This is a genomic window from Streptomyces hydrogenans (genome assembly GCF_014656075.1).
GTDB lineage: Bacteria > Actinomycetota > Actinomycetes > Streptomycetales > Streptomycetaceae > Streptomyces > Streptomyces hydrogenans.
The window spans coordinates 12,756-28,456 of sequence record NZ_BNBS01000033.1 but is presented as its reverse complement, the minus strand read 5'-3'; the positions used below and the strand labels follow the sequence as shown (position 1 = coordinate 28,456).

At 75.4% G+C, this 15,701-nt stretch carries 18 protein-coding genes; 9 read left to right on the top strand and 9 right to left on the bottom strand.

From position 1 onward, the window contains the following. Nucleotides 1–33: 33 nt before the first annotated feature. Nucleotides 34–183: a hypothetical protein gene (locus tag IE321_RS16315; protein ID WP_190223423.1), complete on the bottom strand. Its 150-nt coding sequence runs from the start codon at nt 181–183 to the stop codon at nt 34–36. Nucleotides 184–238: 55 nt separating this feature from the next. After that, complete coding sequence (locus IE321_RS16310) at nt 239–1,051, bottom strand: phytanoyl-CoA dioxygenase family protein (RefSeq protein WP_190223422.1); 813 nt, start codon at nt 1,049–1,051, stop codon at nt 239–241. A 56-nt stretch (nt 1,052–1,107) separates the two neighbouring features. On the opposite strand from IE321_RS16310, the gene IE321_RS16305 reads away from it, so the two are divergent. Together IE321_RS16305 and IE321_RS16300 are read left to right on the top strand one after the other, a co-directional pair. Beyond that, nucleotides 1,108–1,965, top strand: coding sequence for a helix-turn-helix domain-containing protein (locus IE321_RS16305; protein ID WP_190223421.1), 858 nt, complete (start codon nt 1,108–1,110; stop codon nt 1,963–1,965). Between the two features lie 188 nt (nt 1,966–2,153). Then, nucleotides 2,154–2,672, top strand: coding sequence for a DM13 domain-containing protein (locus IE321_RS16300; protein WP_226652415.1), 519 nt, complete (start codon nt 2,154–2,156; stop codon nt 2,670–2,672). 37 nt (nt 2,673–2,709) lie between these two features. On the opposite strand, the gene IE321_RS16295 is transcribed toward IE321_RS16300, so the two are convergent. Then, a complete protein-coding gene (locus IE321_RS16295) occupies nt 2,710–4,095 on the bottom strand; it encodes a glycosyltransferase 87 family protein (RefSeq protein WP_190223419.1) in 1,386 nt (461 codons plus the stop codon). Between the two features lie 113 nt (nt 4,096–4,208). Between IE321_RS16295 and IE321_RS16290 the strand changes: the two genes are divergently transcribed. Both IE321_RS16290 and IE321_RS16285 read left to right on the top strand, forming a co-directional pair. Then, a complete protein-coding gene (locus tag IE321_RS16290; RefSeq protein WP_190223418.1) occupies nt 4,209–5,369 on the top strand; it encodes a molybdopterin-dependent oxidoreductase in 1,161 nt (386 codons plus the stop codon). Beyond that, nucleotides 5,366–5,845 (top strand): hypothetical protein, encoded by a 480-nt coding sequence (locus tag IE321_RS16285; RefSeq protein WP_226652412.1) that lies wholly within the window; start codon nt 5,366–5,368, stop codon nt 5,843–5,845. The genes IE321_RS16290 and IE321_RS16285 overlap by 4 nt, the downstream gene beginning before the upstream one ends. On the opposite strand, the gene IE321_RS16280 is transcribed toward IE321_RS16285, so the two are convergent. From IE321_RS16280 to IE321_RS16270, 3 genes are read right to left on the bottom strand one after another with little or no spacing between them, the layout of a single operon-like run. After that, nucleotides 5,761–6,486 (bottom strand): class I SAM-dependent methyltransferase, encoded by a 726-nt coding sequence (locus IE321_RS16280; protein ID WP_190223417.1) that lies wholly within the window; start codon nt 6,484–6,486, stop codon nt 5,761–5,763. The two genes, IE321_RS16285 and IE321_RS16280, sit on opposite strands and share 85 nt — an antisense overlap. Then, nucleotides 6,483–7,115 carry a TIGR04282 family arsenosugar biosynthesis glycosyltransferase gene (locus IE321_RS16275; RefSeq protein ID WP_190223416.1) on the bottom strand — a complete coding sequence of 211 codons (633 nt, stop codon included), beginning with the start codon at nt 7,113–7,115 and terminating at the stop codon, nt 6,483–6,485. Before IE321_RS16275 ends, IE321_RS16280 begins: the two co-directional genes overlap by 4 nt. After that, entirely contained in the window at nt 7,112–7,888 is a 777-nt protein-coding gene (locus tag IE321_RS16270; protein WP_190223444.1) for a glycosyltransferase family 2 protein, read from the bottom strand. The genes IE321_RS16275 and IE321_RS16270 overlap by 4 nt, the downstream gene beginning before the upstream one ends. A 133-nt stretch (nt 7,889–8,021) precedes the next feature. Between IE321_RS16270 and IE321_RS16265 the strand changes: the two genes are divergently transcribed. Further along, nucleotides 8,022–8,753, top strand: a complete 732-nt coding sequence (locus IE321_RS16265) for a response regulator transcription factor (protein WP_190223415.1) — start codon at nt 8,022–8,024, stop codon at nt 8,751–8,753. Continuing rightward, nucleotides 8,750–9,862, top strand: a complete 1,113-nt coding sequence (locus tag IE321_RS16260; RefSeq protein WP_190223414.1) for a sensor histidine kinase — start codon at nt 8,750–8,752, stop codon at nt 9,860–9,862. The genes IE321_RS16265 and IE321_RS16260 overlap by 4 nt, the downstream gene beginning before the upstream one ends. Before the next feature lie 139 nt (nt 9,863–10,001). On the opposite strand, the gene IE321_RS16255 is transcribed toward IE321_RS16260, so the two are convergent. Beyond that, nucleotides 10,002–11,063, bottom strand: coding sequence for an NAD-dependent epimerase/dehydratase family protein (locus IE321_RS16255; protein ID WP_190223413.1), 1,062 nt, complete (start codon nt 11,061–11,063; stop codon nt 10,002–10,004). A gap of 316 nt (nt 11,064–11,379) precedes the next feature. Here IE321_RS16255 and IE321_RS16250 point away from each other — a divergent pair, with 316 nt between their 5' ends. The 3 genes from IE321_RS16250 (at nt 11,380) to IE321_RS16240 (ending at nt 13,289) form a co-directional block, all read left to right on the top strand. After that, on the top strand, nt 11,380–11,940 hold the full coding sequence (locus tag IE321_RS16250) for a SixA phosphatase family protein (protein WP_190223412.1): 561 nt from the start codon (nt 11,380–11,382) through the stop codon (nt 11,938–11,940). 70 nt (nt 11,941–12,010) lie between these two features. After that, entirely contained in the window at nt 12,011–12,235 is a 225-nt protein-coding gene (locus IE321_RS16245) for a DUF6479 family protein (protein WP_190223411.1), read from the top strand. 394 nt (nt 12,236–12,629) lie between these two features. Next, a complete protein-coding gene (locus IE321_RS16240) occupies nt 12,630–13,289 on the top strand; it encodes a deoxynucleoside kinase (protein ID WP_043222107.1) in 660 nt (219 codons plus the stop codon). Between the two features lie 155 nt (nt 13,290–13,444). Here IE321_RS16240 and IE321_RS16235 read toward each other — a convergent pair whose 3' ends face one another. Beyond that, a complete protein-coding gene (locus IE321_RS16235; protein WP_190223443.1) occupies nt 13,445–14,050 on the bottom strand; it encodes a TetR/AcrR family transcriptional regulator in 606 nt (201 codons plus the stop codon). Between the two features lie 312 nt (nt 14,051–14,362). Next, nucleotides 14,363–15,337, bottom strand: a complete 975-nt coding sequence (locus IE321_RS16230; protein WP_190223410.1) for an alpha/beta hydrolase — start codon at nt 15,335–15,337, stop codon at nt 14,363–14,365. Between the last annotated feature and the right edge of the window lie 364 nt (nt 15,338–15,701).

Below are 15,701 nucleotides of genomic sequence, written 5' to 3'. Positions count from 1 at the left end.
CCGCCGCCCCACCGGGGCGGCGGGGCGGCGGGGTCACCGGCGGGAGCCGGCGGGAAGGGCGACGGCCGCGTAGCGCGGGCACGGGACCAGCACGTGGCCACCGCTGATCAGAGCGGTCCTGCGTCCCAGCCGTTCGCTCTCCCGGCGCCACCGGGGCTTGCCCGTGGCGACGTCGAGACTCATGAGGAACACCGGGGCGCCCCCAGGACACCGCCGTGCTCCGCCGGTCCGGTGAGGGTCAGTGCGCCTCGCCCTCCCATCCGTCGCCGCACGGGCCGCCCCCGGTCGCCTCCGCGATCGTGACGTCGGAGCCGTCCGGGGCGACCAGCGGGAGGTACCAGCGGGAGACCTCCACGGAGGAACGCGGGACGTAGTGGAAGATCAGGGACCTGCGGAAGCGGGTCCTCGACGTGTTCGGCGGCGAGCCGTGCACCGTACTGCCGTGGAAGAACAGGACGTCCCCCGCCCGCATCACCGTCCGCACCGGCTCCGTCCCCTCCGGCGGGCGGACGAGGCCCCGGGTGAAGGACTCCTCGGCGTCGGCCGTCCCGGGACATTCCACCTCCCTCGTGTGGGAACCCGGTACGACCGCCAGCGCGCCGTTCCCGGCGTCGCAGTCGTCGATCGCGATCCACGCCGCCAGGCAGGTCTCGGGGTGGGCGCGCAGGAAGTAGTTGTCCTGGTGGAACGCCTGGCCGCGGGCCGAAGGGGGCTTGAAGTAGAACATCGACTGCGCGCCGTACGCGGGTCCGATGAGCGCCGTGACGATGTCGAGGACACGGTCGTCGGTCATCAGCCGGCGCGCGAGGGCCCCCACCACGAGCTCCGGCCGGCGGTGGGGCTGCATGAGGCGGGGGAAACGCGCGAGGACGTCGTCGTCCGGCAGGCCGTCGTCCGCGCCCAGGGCCGTGCGGTCGCGCTCCACCTGTTCCATGAAGGCCGTGCGGATCGCGTCGACCTCGGAGGGGCGGAGCAGCCCGCGGACCTGCAGGACGCCGTCGGTCGCGTAGCGGCGCGCCCGCTCCGACGCGGGAGGGATGCTGAGTGTCATGCTGACCAGCGTGGTCCCGGGCGTCCCGTCCGGGAATGGGACTTCGGGGACTTCGCATGGGAGATGGAGGCGTCGTGGAGCGGGGCCGCCCGCGGGCCGAGCGGGTCGCCACCACGGACCGGCGCATCGTGGCGGGAAGACTGGCCGCGCGCCCCGGCTACCGGACCGTCCGCACCGGCGGCACGGAGGACTGGCTCCTCATGTACACCTGCGCGGGCCGTGGCCGCGTCCGGACGGCCGAGCACGGTGACGTGCGCGCGGACGAGGGCTCCGTCCTCGCCCTGGCGCCCGGCACGCCGCACGACTACGGCACCGATCCGGCCGCCGAGGGGTGGACGGTGCTCTGGGCGCACGTCCTGCCGCGCCCGGAGTGGCTCGGGCTGCTCGACCTCCCCCGGGCCGGCACCGGGGTGGGGCGGATCGCGCTGACGGGACCCCTGGCCGAACGCGTGGCCGCGGCCTTCACCCGGGCCGTGGCGCTGAGCACCAGCGCCGTGGGGAACGCCGTGCTCTTCGGGGTCAACGCGGTCGAGGAGGCGCTGCTCTGGTGCGCCACCCAGAACGACCGCGGCACCACGACCGACCCCCGCCTGCTCGCCGTCCTGGAGCACCTGAGCGCGCACCTCGCGGAGCCGCACACGGTCCGGTCCCTCGCCCGGGTCGCCGGTCTGTCGCCCTCCCGCCTGTCCCGCCTCTTCGCCGCCCGGCTGGGGACGGGCGTCATGGCCCACGTCGAGGACCGGCGGATGGACATGGCCTGCCGGCTCCTCACCCTGTCGGACCTCCCGGTCCGCGAGGTCGCGCGCCAGGTCGGCTACGCGGACCCGCTCTACTTCTCCACCCGCTTCCGGCGGGCCGTCGGCTGCCCGCCCTCCGCCTACCGGCTCCGCTCCGCGGGGCCGCCGCGCGGGTGAGGGCTGCTCTCCGGGGCCTGACCGGATCCGTAAGGATTCCGTCATCCGGCGGTCGCTTCCGGGCGGCCGGTCCGCCGCGTTGGATGGGGCGAGAGGGAGCCGGCGGTGCCGGCCGGCGGAAGGGGAGTGGCGTGGAACGTCGGAGGCGCAGGGCCTGGTGGGCAGGGGGTGCCGTCGCGGCGGTGGTCATGGCCGCGGTACTCGTGTGGTTCAAGCCCTGGGCGCTGTGGGTGGACGAGACGGTGCACGAAGCCCTGCCGTCGGCCGGGCCGTCGGGCGACCCGCGGGAAGCCCCCCGGGCCACCGGCGCGGCCTCGCTCCCGCCGGCCTCGTCCTCCCCGGCACCGGCGGGCCCGGTCACCGTGGCGCGGGGGGTGTTCCTCAGCCACGAGCACACCACCACCGGCACGGCGCGGATCGTCCGGCTCCCGGACGGCACCCACACCCTGCGCCTGGAGGGGCTCGACACCAGCAACGGCCCCGACCTGCACGTGCTGTTGAGCGAAGCGCCGGTGAAGGAGGGCAGGGCGGGCTGGTACGTCTTCGACGACGGCCGGCACCTCGACCTCGCCCCGCTCAAGGGCAACAGGGGCGACCAGAACTACGCGCTGCCCACCGACGTCGACTGGTCGGATTACCCGAGCGTCAGCATCTGGTGCGACCGCTTCGACGTCTCCTTCGGCGCGGCCCCGCTCGCCCCCGTCTGATCCGGCGGCCTCGCCGCCCGGGCAGGAGCGACGACGCTCAGCGGGACGACAGCGCGCGTGCCGTCCTCGCCGCCGCCGGGCCCCGCGGGGTTCCGCGACGCCATCGCCGCACGCCCGCGGCCGCCGTCACCACCCCGGCGGCCGCCGCGTACGCCTCCGTCGTCGCCCCCTGCCCCAGCGTGGGCCCCGCGAGGTAGGCGACCGCGCCCGCCAGGGCGACGGCCAGCCACTCCGCCCGGCCGTCCAGGGCCACCAGGGCGACGAGCAGGAGCGCGTACCAGGAGTAGCCGGGGGTGAGGAGCAGGAAGGCGGCTCCGGTCGTGAGGAGGGCGCCCCGCCAGGGGCGTTCGGGGTCGCCGCGCCACCACACGGCGAGGGCGACGCCGGCCATGACGAGAGGGACGGCGGCCGCCGCCCAGGCGTCGGGCAGGACGAGCCGCAGCAGGGCGTAGCGCCCGCCCGCACCGGGGTCCTCGTACCCCTCCTCCTCGGCGTACCCGGCGAGGTAGCCGAGGACCGAGCCCTCGGACAGCAGGACGTGGGGCAGGTAGACCGTGCCGACGACGGCCACGGCCGGGACCATGACGGCGAGGACCGTGCGGGGACGGCGCGCCCCGGAGAGGACGCCCGGGACCAGCAGGGCGGGCAGCAGCTTCGCGGCGATCCCCAGCCCGAGCAGGACGCCGCCGACGACACGGCGGCGGGCCACGACGGCGAGGGCGGCGACCGAGAACAGCACGGCGAGGACGTCGACATGGGCGTTGTTGACGGCCTCGACGGGGACGGCGGGACACCAGGCCCACAGGGCGGCCCGGCGCTGGGCCCCGCGCCGACGCAGGACGGTCAGCAACAGGCCGGTCACCGCGAGGGAGAGGACACCCGCTCCGGTCTGGTGCGCCCGGTGACGGCTGTCCGCCGGGGCGAGCCCGTGCACCAGGAGGAACCACGCCTCGGCCACGGGCGGGTAGAGGGTGTGCGCGGTCGGCCGGTTGATCCGGGTGCAGCCGCCGTCGGGGAGGGGCGCCAGGTCCGGTGCGTCCGCGCAGGCCCCGGGGTCGGGGAAGAGCCATCCGTCGCGCAGGGCGACGAGCGCCGGGTCGGCGGGGGCGTGGTCGTACGGGGAGACGCCCGCCGCCTGCACGCGGCCGTCCCACGCGTACCGGTACGAGTCCGTGCTCGTGCGCGGCGCGGCCACGAGCCCGGTGGCGGCCAGCACGACCGCCCCGGCGAGCACCAGCGGCACCACCGCCCGGTCGGGGGTCCGGCGCAGGGCGACCACGGCGGCCCCGAACAGGGCCCAGCAGCCCGCGTAGCCGAGCAGGAAGTCGCCGCCCACCGCGTCCCCGGCGAGCAGGGTCGCCGAGGCGGCGGCCAGGACCGCGACCGACAGGGCGGTGGAGACGAGCGGACGGACACCAGGCATGGGCGCAGCCTGGCAGGGCGTAGGACCGCACGGGCGGTGCCGCGTCGAGGCGTTCGGGTTCCGTAAGGTGTCGGAGCCCCCGACCGGCGGTCCCCGGCGGTGTCATGGACGTCATGACCCTCCGACCGCGCCCGACCCCACCGTCCGCGTTCCGCCCGCCCTCCTTCGCCGGTCGCCTCCACGACGCGCGGACGGCGACCGCCGTCGGGCGCTGGCTCGGCGCCGCCTTCGCGGTCTGCTTCGTCACCGGCCTGGTGAGCCACTACCTCCAGCACCCGCCGGACTGGGCGGCCGGCCGGCTGCCGTCCCGGCCGGTGTGGGGGTACCGGCTCACGCAGGGGCTGCACGTCGCCACGGGGCTGGCCGCGATCGTGCTGCTGCTGGTGAAGCTGTGGACGGTCTACCCCCGCCTGTTCGTGTGGCCGCCGGTGCGGTCCTGGCGGCACGCGCTGGAGCGCCTGTCCGTCGCGGTGCTCGTCGCCGCCGCGCTGTTCCAGGTGCTGACCGGCCTGCTCAACATCGTCGAGTGGTACCCCTGGCCCTTCTCCTTCGTGCCCGTGCACTTCGCCGTCGCCTGGATCGCGACCGGCTCGATCCTGCTCCACCTCGCGGTCAAGGCACCGGAGATCCGCGCCCATTGGGGGAGGCGTTCGGAAGGGACGCTCGCCCTTCCCGCCGAGGACGTCCGCGACCGCCGCTCCCTGCTGCTCGGTACGGGAGCGGCCGTCGCGGCGGTCACCGTGACGACGGTGGGGCAGGCCTTCACCCCGCTGAAGGCGCTGGACCTGCTGGCCCCCCGCCACCCGGACCACGGCCCGCAGGGGCTTCCGGTGAACCGGACCGCGGCCGCCGCCGGCGTCTCGGCGAGCGGCCTCGCGGCGTGGCGGCTGGAGGTCACCGGGCCGCGCCCGTACACGCTCACGCTCGCCGCCCTGCGCGCGATGCCCCGGGCCGCGGCCCGGCTGCCCATCGCCTGCGTGGAGGGCTGGAGCGTCGACGCCCACTGGGAAGGCGTACCGGTACGCGAGCTGGTGGAGCGGGCGGGCGGGCGGCCGGGCCGCGACGGCGTGCGGGTGGTCTCGATGGAGACGGCCGGTGCCTACCGGGTGACGGAGATGGGCGCCGACTACGCCGGCGACCCGCTCAGCCTGCTCGCCCTCACCCTGAACGGACAGGTCCTCTCCCTCGACCACGGGTTCCCGGCCCGGATCATCGTCCCGAACCGCCCCGGCGTCCTCCAGACCAAGTGGGTGCACCGCCTGGAGGTGCTGTGAGGACCGCCGGCACGGCGCGGTACGCGCTCGGTGGACTGGGCGTGCTCCTGATCGGGATCGGCGTCCGGCTGGTGGTGGCCGAGCCCGACCCGGCCGGCGTGCTCCTGTGGCTGGCCGGGGCGCTCGTCCTGCACGACGGCATCCTCGCCCCCCTGGTCCTCGCGGTGGGCCTGCTGCTCGTGGGACGGCGCCACCGCGGCACGCTGCGCGGGGCGCTGGTCGTGGCGGGCGGCCTGGTGCTCGTCACCCTGCCCCTGCTGGTGCGTCCGGGAGAACCGCCGAACCCGTCCGCGCTGCCGCTGCCGTACGGACGCAACCTCGCGATCGTCCTGGCGGTAGTCGCCGCCGGAACGACCGCGCGCGTCCTCGTACGGCGGCGACGGGAACGCGCTCAGCGGGACGACGGGGACGCCGAGGGCGCCGGGGGCGCCGGGGACGGGGGTGCCGGGGGTGGCAGGGGCGACGGGGACGACTGACGGGCGAGGGCGGCGAAGTGGCGGCCCCTCAGCTCCCACCGCTCGCCCACGGCCCAGCCCGCGGCCGCCGCGTGCGCGGCCAACGCCGGCCCACCCACCCGGGCCCACGGGAACCGCTCGCCCCGGCCCCCTCTGCCGTCCACCACCCGCACCTGGCACCGCTCGTCCACGTCGACGGCCAGGCACTCCGCGACGATCCGGCCGGACCGGGACACGACCCGCCGCAAGCGGCGCAGCAGTGCGGTCGGATCGCCGCCGATGCCGATGTTGCCGTCGATCAGCAGGGCCGTGTCCCAGCGCCCCTCCGCCGGGAGCGGATCGAAGACCGAACGGCACAGGGCCGTCGCGCCGAGCCCGATCGCGCGGGCGACGGCCTCACGGCTGACGTCGATGCCCATCGCCCGGCGCCCGTCGGCGGCCAGCGCGGCGACGAGCCGGCCCGGGCCACAGCCGATGTCGAGGACCGAGCCCCGGCAGCGCTCCAGGACGGACCGGTCGGCCGGGTCGGGGGCGTCGCACCACCGCTCGACCTCCAGCGGCAGCAGCCACCCGTCGTCACGGCCGAGGTAGAGAGGGCCCCGTCCGGTGCGCAGCGCGTCGGCGTAGGGGTCGGCGCGCCAGGCGGTCGTCGCGGCGGTCACGTCCCCGCTCCGGCCCGGGCCGGAGCCAGCACGGCGTGCAGGGCGGCGAAACGGGTGCCCGTCGCCTCCGCCGCCACGTGGCGCGCGTCCTCGGCGGTGTCCACGTCCCGCAGGACGGGCAGCCGGCCGGTCCGCAGCCCGGCCGCGCGCAGCCGCTCGAACAGCACGCCGCCGGTGTCGGCCCGTGACATGGGGACGCCGAGCAGGAGCGAGGGCTCGGGGGAGCGCAGCCCGAGCGCCCAGAAGCCCCCGTCGGCCGCGGGCCCGAACCAGGCGTCGTACGCGTCCCAGCGGAGCGCCCCGGTCAGCGATCCGGGCGTGATCTGCGGGGTGTCCATGCCGATGAGCAGCGCCGGCCCGTCGCACCCGGCGAAGGCGGCGGCGAGCCGCACGTCGAGCCCGCCCGCCACCTGGGGCACGACCTCGAAGCACGGGGGCAGCCACGCGCCGGGCTCCCCGTCCAGCACCAGGACGTGCCGGGCGGCCGGAACCCGCGCCGCCACGGCGAGGGTGTCGGCGAGGGCGGCCTCGGCGAGCGCGGCGGCCTGCACGGGGGTGAACGGGGGAGTGAGCCGGGTCTTGACCCGGCCGGGCAACGGCTGCTTGGCGATGACGAGAAGGGCCGTCACGCGCGCTCACCCACGACCGGCGCGGCCTCGTCCACGACGGGTTCGGCCTTGACCATGACCGGTGTGGTCCCGTCCCCGCGCGGTTCGACCGCGACCGGTGCGGTGGCCTCCGCGCGTGGCGCGGGCTCGTCCAGGACCCGGCGCATGTCCCGGACGGCCTGCCAGGTGCCCCGCCACGTGCCCGTCACCTTGGACCGCCCGGTACGCGGGCGGTAGGGCACGTCCACCTCCCGCACCCGCCAGCCCGCGTCGGCCGCGCGCACGACCATCTGCAGCGGGTAGCCGCTGCGCCGGTCGGTCAGGTCCAGGGACAGCAGCGCGTCCCGCCGGGCGACCCGCATCGGCCCCAGATCGTGCAGTCGCAGGCCCGTCCTCCGCCGGACCAGGCGGGACAGCGCCGCGTTTCCGGCCCGGGCGTGCAGGGGCCACGCACCGCGCCCGGTGGGCCGCCGACGGCCGAGGACGAGGTCGGCGGAGCCGTCGTCCACGGAGTCCACCATGCCGGTCAGCAGGCCGGGGTCCAGCGACGCGTCGCAGTCGCAGTAGCAGACGAATTCGGCGTCGGAGGCGAGGAGTCCGGCGTGGCAGGCGGCGCCGAAGCCGCGGCGGGGCTCGTGCACCACCGTCGCACCGAGGCGGCGGGCGAGTGCGGCGGAACCGTCGGTGGAGCCGTTGTCGACGACGATCGCCCGCCATCGGTCGGGAACGCGATCGAGCACCCAGGGCAGGGCCTCGGCCTCGTCGAGACAGGGAAGGACGACGTCTACGCTCATGGAGGTCACGGCCCCACCGTAGGAAGCGCGGAGTCCCGCGGAGCGCCGGAAGTCCTTACGAAACGCGGACGGCGTGCGAGGTCCGCCCGCCTGGCCGTGACCACCGGGAGGCGCGGATGCCAGGCTGTGCGGCATGAGCGAGCACAGCGTCCCCCATCCCGTCGCCCGGATCCTGGTGGTGGACGACGACCCGACGGTCGCCGAGGTCGTCACCGGCTATCTGGAGCGGGCCCGGTTCGCCGTCGAGCACGCCTCGGACGGCGTCGACGCGCTGCGCCGGGCCGGGGAACGACGGCCCGACCTCGTCGTCCTCGACCTGATGCTGCCCGGTCTGGACGGCCTGGAGGTGTGCCGCCGACTGAGGGCCGCCGGGCCCGTCCCGATCATCATGCTGACCGCGCGGAGCGACGAGGAGGACCGCGTCACGGGCCTCGAAGTGGGCGCCGACGACTACGTCACGAAACCGTTCAGCCCCCGCGAACTCGTCCTGCGGGTCGCCTCCGTGCTGCGCCGCGACCGCGCCGCCACGACGGCCGCGCCCCGGGGCACCTTGCGGGCCGGAGACCTGACCGTCGACCCGGAGACCCGCCGGGCCACCCGGGCCGGCCGGGAACTCGCCCTCACCCTGCGCGAGTTCGACCTCCTGGCGTACTTCCTGGAGCACCCCGGCACGGCGCACGGCCGGGAGGCGCTGATGCGGCGGGTGTGGGGCTGGGACTTCGGCGACCTGTCCACGGTCACCGTGCACGTGCGGCGGCTGCGCGCCAAGATCGAGGAGGATCCGGCGCGGCCCGCCCTGATCCAGACGGTGTGGGGCGTCGGCTACCGCTTCGAACCCGGCCCCGGGCAGGAGGCCCTCGGATGAAGGACGTCCTGCTCATCGCCGCGTTCGCCTTCGCGGGAGCCGCCTGCGCCGGACTGGTCGGGGCGGTCGCCCTCCGTCTTGTACGGCACCGCTCGGTCGCCGTGTCCCTCACCGTCGTCGCCGGCGTGACCGTCACCGCCATGCTCGCCGGCACGCTGGCGGTCGCCCGGGCGATGTTCCTCTCCTCCCACGACCTGTGGGTCGTCACCGTGGTCGTCGCCATGGCCTCCCTGGTCTCGCTGGCCACCGCCCTGGTCCTCGGCCGGTGGGTGGTGGCGGGGAGCCGCGCGCTGACCCTGGCCGCGAGGGACTTCGGCGAGGGCGGCAGCTTCGCCCCGCCGCACGGCGGTGCCACCGCCGAACTCGCGGCGCTCACCCGTGAACTCGCCGCGACCAGCGCCAGGCTCGAAGCCTCCCGGGCGCGCGAACGGGCCCTGGAGACGTCCCGCCGGGAGCTCGTCGCCTGGATCTCCCACGACCTGCGCACCCCGCTCGCCGGACTGCGGGCGATGGCGGAGGCCCTGGAGGACGGCATGGCCGCCGAACCGGCCCGCTACCACCGGCAGATCCGCACCGAGGTCGAACGCCTCACCGGCATGGTCGGCGACCTCTTCGAGCTGTCCCGCATCCACGCGGGGGCGCTGGCCCTCGCCCCGAGCCGTGTCTCCGTGTACGACCTCGTCGGCGATGCCCTGAGCGGCGCGGACCCGCTCGCCCGCGCACACCGGGTGCGTCTGGTGGGCGACGAGGTCGAGGCGGTCCCGGTCGAGGTCGACGGCAGGGAGATGACCCGCGTGCTGGCCAACCTGCTCGTCAACGCCATCCGCCACACACCCGCCGACGGCACCGTGGCGGTGGCCGCCCGGCGCCGGGCGGCCACCGTCGTCGTCTCCGTCACCGACGGCTGCGGCGGCATCCCGGACGAGGACCTGCCCCGCGTCTTCGACACGGGCTGGCGCGGCACCGAGGCCCGGACACCGCCCGCCGGGGCCGGCCTCGGCCTCGCCATCGTCCGGGGCATCGTCGAGGCCCACGCCGGCCGGGCCGAGGTCCGCAACGTGCCCGGCGGCTGCCGATTCGAGGTCACCCTGCCCGCGGCGGCCGGCTGACGGACCGTCCGCCGACGGCTGCCGAGTCGGGCCGATCGGGTTCGTCCTTCGGCAGCCGCCGAGTGGGGCGGATCAGGTCCGCCGTCCGCTGCCCGTAGCCGGCGGGCAGCGAGCAGCGGACAACGGGCGGCGACCGGGGCTATCCGACGACGGCCGCCGAGGCCCGTTGTCCGGCCCGGGCGAACTCCTCCATGCCCGCCGCGAACCCGACCTCGGGAGTCCATCCGAGGTCGCGCCGCAGCCGCGAGGGGTCCGCGGTGACGTGCCGGACGTCCCCGAGCCTGAACTCGCCCGTCGTCACCGGCCGCGGGCCGCCGTGCGCCCGGGCCAGGGCCTCCGCCATCTCGCCCACGGTGTGCGGATCCCCGCTGCCGGTGTTGTACGGGGTGAGGGTGCCGCCCGGCGGTGCGTCGGCCTCCAGCGCGAGGACGTTCGCGGCGGCCACGTCCCGCACGTGGACGAAGTCGCGGCGCTGCCCGCCGTCCTCGAAGACCCGCGGCGCCTCGCCGCGGGCCAGCGCGGAGCGGAAGAGGGAGGCGACGCCGGCGTAGGGCGTGTCACGGGGCATCCCCGGCCCGTACACGTTGTGGTAGCGCAAGGACACCGCCGACCCTCCGGTCGACCTCGCCCAGGCGGCCGACAGGTGTTCCTGGGCCAGCTTCGTCACGGCGTACACGTTGCGGGGGTCGGCCGGAGCGTCCTCCCCGACCAGACCGGGCGAGAGCGCCGCGCCGCACTCCGGACAGGGCGGTTCGAACCGCCCCGCGGCGAGGTCCTCGGGGCGCCGGGGGCCGGGGCGCACGCGCCCGTGCCGGGGGCAGTCGTACCGCCCCTCCCCGTACACCACCATCGACCCGGCGAGGACGAGACGCCGCACGCCCGCCTCGGCCATCCCGGACAGCAGCACGGCCGTCCCCAGGTCGTTGCAGCCGACGTAGGCGGGCGCGTCGGCGAAGTCCTTCCCCAGGCCCACCATGGCGGCCTGGTGGCAGACGGCGTCGATCCCGCGCAGCGCCGTGCGCACGCCGTCCGCGTCCCTCACGTCCACCCGCAGGAACTCCCGGCCCGGAGGTTCCGGGACGGCGGCGTGCGCCCGGGGCAGCAGCACGTCCAGCACGACGGGCTCGTGCCCGGCCCGCTCCAGCGACCTGACGACCTGCGAGCCGATGAACCCGGCCCCTCCTGTGACGAGTACGCGCATGCCCCCGACGCTACGGACCGTCCCGCCCGGCCGGGGCCCAGCGCGCCGGGCCGTAAGACTTCCGTCACCCGGGCGGTGCCCGACCTCCCGCCGGACCGGCGCGGGGCCGACGCCCTCCCGCGTCACCGGCGACGTGATCCCCCCCGGAGCCGCCTTCGGCGGGCGGGGCATGGGTCGGCCCGGAGTGGACAGGCGCCGCATAGCGGCCGTGCGTCCGGGCGGCGGTCACCGCGCGAGCCGCGGGCCCGGCCCGCGGACCTTCGGCGACCGGACCCTGATCCGGACCCGGAAACCACTCCCGCGAGAGGAGACGACCATGGCCCCGGAGGACGGCTTCCCGCCGGCGGACGCGAACCCCGGTGGGGCGGTCGCGTGCCGTCTGCTGCTGTTCCGGCACGCGAAGGCGATCGCGAAGGACCGGCCGGTCCACGACTTCGACCGTCCGCTGAGGAAGCGAGGAAGGTCCGACGCGCCCCGGGCGGGCCGGTGGCTCGCGGACTCCGCCCTCCAGCCCGACCTGGTGCTGTGCTCGCCGGCCCGCAGGGCGCGGGAGACCTGGCAGCTCGCGGCCCGCGCGCTGGAGTACCCCCCGCCCGCCGTGTACGACGAGCGGCTCTACAAGGCTCCGCCGGGCGACCTGGTCGCCGTCCTGGCGGAGCGGGGACGGGGCCTCGCCTCGGTGATGCTGGTCGGCCACAATCCGGGCCTCCACGAACTGGCCGTCGGCCTCTGCGGAAGCGGCCCTCCGGAGCTCCTGGAGCGGCTGAGGACGAAGCTTCCGACCTCGGCCCTGGTGGTGATCGACGTGCCGGGCGGCCGGCGGAGCCTCTCCTCGGGCAGCGGGACCCTGGCCGCGCTCTGGTCACCGGCCGACTGACCCGGCCCGGGGAGGGTAGGCGCGTGAGCGTCGGTACGGACCGTTTCGCACATACAGAGAGGTCGATCTCATGGCTCTTCCCTCCGCGACCGCTGCCGGACTCGCCGCCGCCGGATCGTCTTCGCTGCTCCTGATCCTGGTGGGAGTGGTACTGGTCGCCGTGCTGATCGCCGCGTTCTGGTGGGGCTCCCGACGGGTCGCCCGCAGGCGCCGGTCCGCCGGCGTCACCCAGCCGCCCCGGGCCGAGGCCCGGCAGGACTCCTGGACGGTCCCGCACGACGACCCGGACCGGTGAGGAGCCCGGGGCGACCGCGCCGAGCTCGCGTGCCTTCGTGACCCTTCCACTACATCTGGGATGGTGCGAAGCGGGCGCTCCCCAGATGTAGTGTGGGGTGCTGCTGGTTCGCCGGGCGAGACGACGTGCCCGCGAGCCGGAGGAGCTTTCACCCGGTGCGCCCGCCGACGAGCGCGGGCGCCGCTTCGGGGTGTCGAGGGGGAGCCACCCGACGGGTGCGCGACGCGTCCTCGAAGCACCGGGCGCGAGCGACAGGGGAGGCCGACGTGTGGGATCCCCCTGGCGTCCCGGCGCCCGGCTCCGGTGGCGGAAGCTGTGTCGGTGAGCAGACGGCCGGCCGGTTCGGGCGGCCCGTGCGTCCGCGTGGTGCGGCGTGTCAGGAGAGAAGCGAGGAATGGCAGTGATCTGTGTCGGCGGCATGATCGGCATCGGCAAGACGAGCGTGGCCGAGCTGATCGCCAAGGAGCTCGGCAGCGAGGTCTTCTACGAGAGCGTGGACGACAACCCGATCCTGCCGCTCTTCTACTCGGCGAGCCCCGAAGAGATCGAGGCGAAGCGCTACCCCTTCCTCCTCCAGCTGTACTTCCTCCGGACGAGGTTCGCCGCGATCAAGGAGGCGTACCGGAAGGCCGACAACGTCCTCGACCGCTCCATCTACGAGGACTGGTACTTCGCCAAGGTCAACCACGACCTCGGCCGGATCAGCTCCCTGGAGATGGAGCTGTACGAGGGGCTGCTCGACGAGATGATGCGCGAGATCGACGGCCTCCCGTACCGCAAGGCGCCCGACCTCATGGTCTACCTCCAGGCCGACTTCGACACCGTGCTGCACCGCATCGGCCTGCGCGGGCGCGAGTTCGAGCAGGACCGGGGACTCGTCGAGTACTACCGGACCCTCTGGTCCGGCTACGACGACTGGGTCCACAAGCACTACTCGGCGAGCGACGTCCTCGTCATCGACATGAACCGCACCGACGTGGTGAACAACCCGGAGGACGCCGCGCGCGTCGCCCGGCAGGTCAAGGAAGCCCTCGCCGCGACCGGCGCCCTCTGACGGGCCGAGGACGACGGAGGCGCCTGCCCCGGGTGAGAACCCGGGGCAGGCGCCTCTTCGCCGTTCCGTGGGGAGCCGAGCCCGTCCGCCGCGCCGCGCACGACCCGTCGGGCGGGTCGGGGCCGCGCCTCGTGCCCCTGACCGGCTCCTGCCCGTCAGTCGGCCGCGACGGCCGTCCGGAGGGCGGGGGCGGCGGTGAACAGGGCGAACACGGAGGCGCGGACCCGCTGGGCGACGACCTCCGGAGCGGAGGCGTCGAGCTTGCCGTCGAGGTGCAGGAACGCCAGGCCGTGCACGAGGGCCCACACGGTGGTCGAGAGGGCGTCGGTGTCCTCGGTGCCGGGGAATGCGTCACGGACGAGGGCGCGGACGTACGAGGAGATGGCTTCCGTCGCGGCGACGCGTTCTTCGCCGGTCGGGTCGCACGGCTCGGCGAACATGGCGCGGAAGAGCGCGGGGTGTTCGAGCGCGAACCGGACGTAGACGACGGCGACGGCGGCCAGGTCGTCCGGCGTCGACGGGGCGGGACGGTCCGCGGACAGGTGCTCGGCGAGCTCGCGGTAGCCCTCGGCGGCGACCGCGGAGACGAGCGCTTCGCGGTCCGCGTAGTGCCGGTAGGGGGCCGTGGCGGAGACGCCGGCCCGACGCGCGACCGCGCGCAGCGACAGGGCCGCGCTGCCGTCCTCCTCCAGCAGCTCCCGCGCCGCCCGCAGGCAGGCGGCGCGCAGATCACCGTGGTGGTAGGTGCCGTTCTGCGACAAGGTCACACCCGCTCTCCCGATGGGTCCGCTTCGCGTACCGGGCCTCCATGTGGACGGTGCATACATCATAGGGGTCCGGGGCGTCGAGCGCCGCGTCGGTTACGGCAGGGGTGCGCCCTCGTGTCGGGGGCGAAGGGGCGGCGGCGGGGCGTGCTCGTCGAGCACGACACCGGCGGGTCCGGTCAGCGCCTCGGCGCGGCCCATCACGTTGCCGGTGATCAGCAGCCCCGTACCGCCGGTGAAAGGCGAGGCCCGCCGGTGCCGTGACGGCGCCGGCGGGCCCGGCCTCCTGCGGGTGCGACAGGGGGCGTGTCAGTCGTCGTGGAGTGCGGTCCTGAGCGCGTCGACGGCGAGGGTGCGGGCGACGTTGGCGGCGCGGGTGTCGCGGAGGCTGTCCAGGAGGAGGAAGTCGTGGACCATCGCCTGGACGCGGACGGAGGTCACGTCGACCCCGGCTTCACGGAGCTTGTTGGCGTACAGCTCGCCCTCGTCGCGCAGGACGTCGGCCTCGTCGGTGATGACGAGGGTGGTCGGGAGGCCCTTGAGCTGTTCGAGGGTGGCTCGCAGGGGTGAGGCGTGGTGTTCGGCGCGTTGGGCGGGATCGGTGGTGTAGGCGTCCCAGAACCACTTCATGCCGTCGCGGGTGAGGTAGTAGCCCTCGGCGAACTGGAGGTAGGACGGGGTGTCGAAGTCGGCGTCGGTGACGGGGTAGAGCAGGACCTGGGCCTTGAGGTCGATGCCGCCGCGTTCCTTGTTCATGAGGGCGAACACGGTGGACATGCATCCGCCGACGGATTCGCCGGTGACCGCGACGCGCGAGGCGTCCAGGCCGTGTTCGGCGCCGTGTCGCAGGACCCATTGGCCGACGGCGTAGTTCTGCTCGACCTGGGTGGGGTACTTCGCCTCGGGCGCGCGGTCGTAGACGGGGAACACGCCTGCGGCGCCCGCTCCGACGGCGAGTTCGCGGAAGAGGCGGTCGTGGGTCCTGTCGTCGCCGAAGACCCAGCCGGCGCCGTGGATGTAGAAGACGACGGGGAGGGGACCGGTCGCTCCCTTGGGGCGGATGACGCGGGTGCGGACGGTGCCCCATTCCCCGGCGTCGACGTCGACCCATTCCTCGTCGACGTCGGGGCGGGGGACGCCGGGGCCGAGCTGCAGGTCGAGGAGGATCTCGCGCCCCTTCTCGGGCGGGACCTCGTAGATGCGGGGGTGGGGGTCGGTCGCGTCGCACAGCTCCTGCGCGGCGGGTTCGAGGGAGGGCGCGATCGGAGGAGGAAGCTCGGTCATGTCGACTCCATGTGGCGGGCAGGCGTGTGCCCGCTTGCTGTGGTCCGGCAGGCGTGGCCGGCGATCTCCCCCCGCTGGGCGTCGATGCCCGGGTCCATCGTTCGGGTCGCCTCCGGGCGTCGCAACCCGACGGAAACGGTCGGAGCCCGCGCGTCACGGTGGGCGCGTCCGGGGCGGCGTCGCCGTGACGGCGAAGGATCCGACCCCCTCGTCACCCTCGAACTCTGCGGCGAGCCACCCGTCCCGCCCGACGAGCCGTCCCTGCCCGTCGGGCGGGACCCCCCCACGCCGGATCCACGCACCACGCACCTCCCGGCCCTTCGCCCCCCGCCGAGGCCCGTGGCCCGGGCCGCGCGGAAGGAAG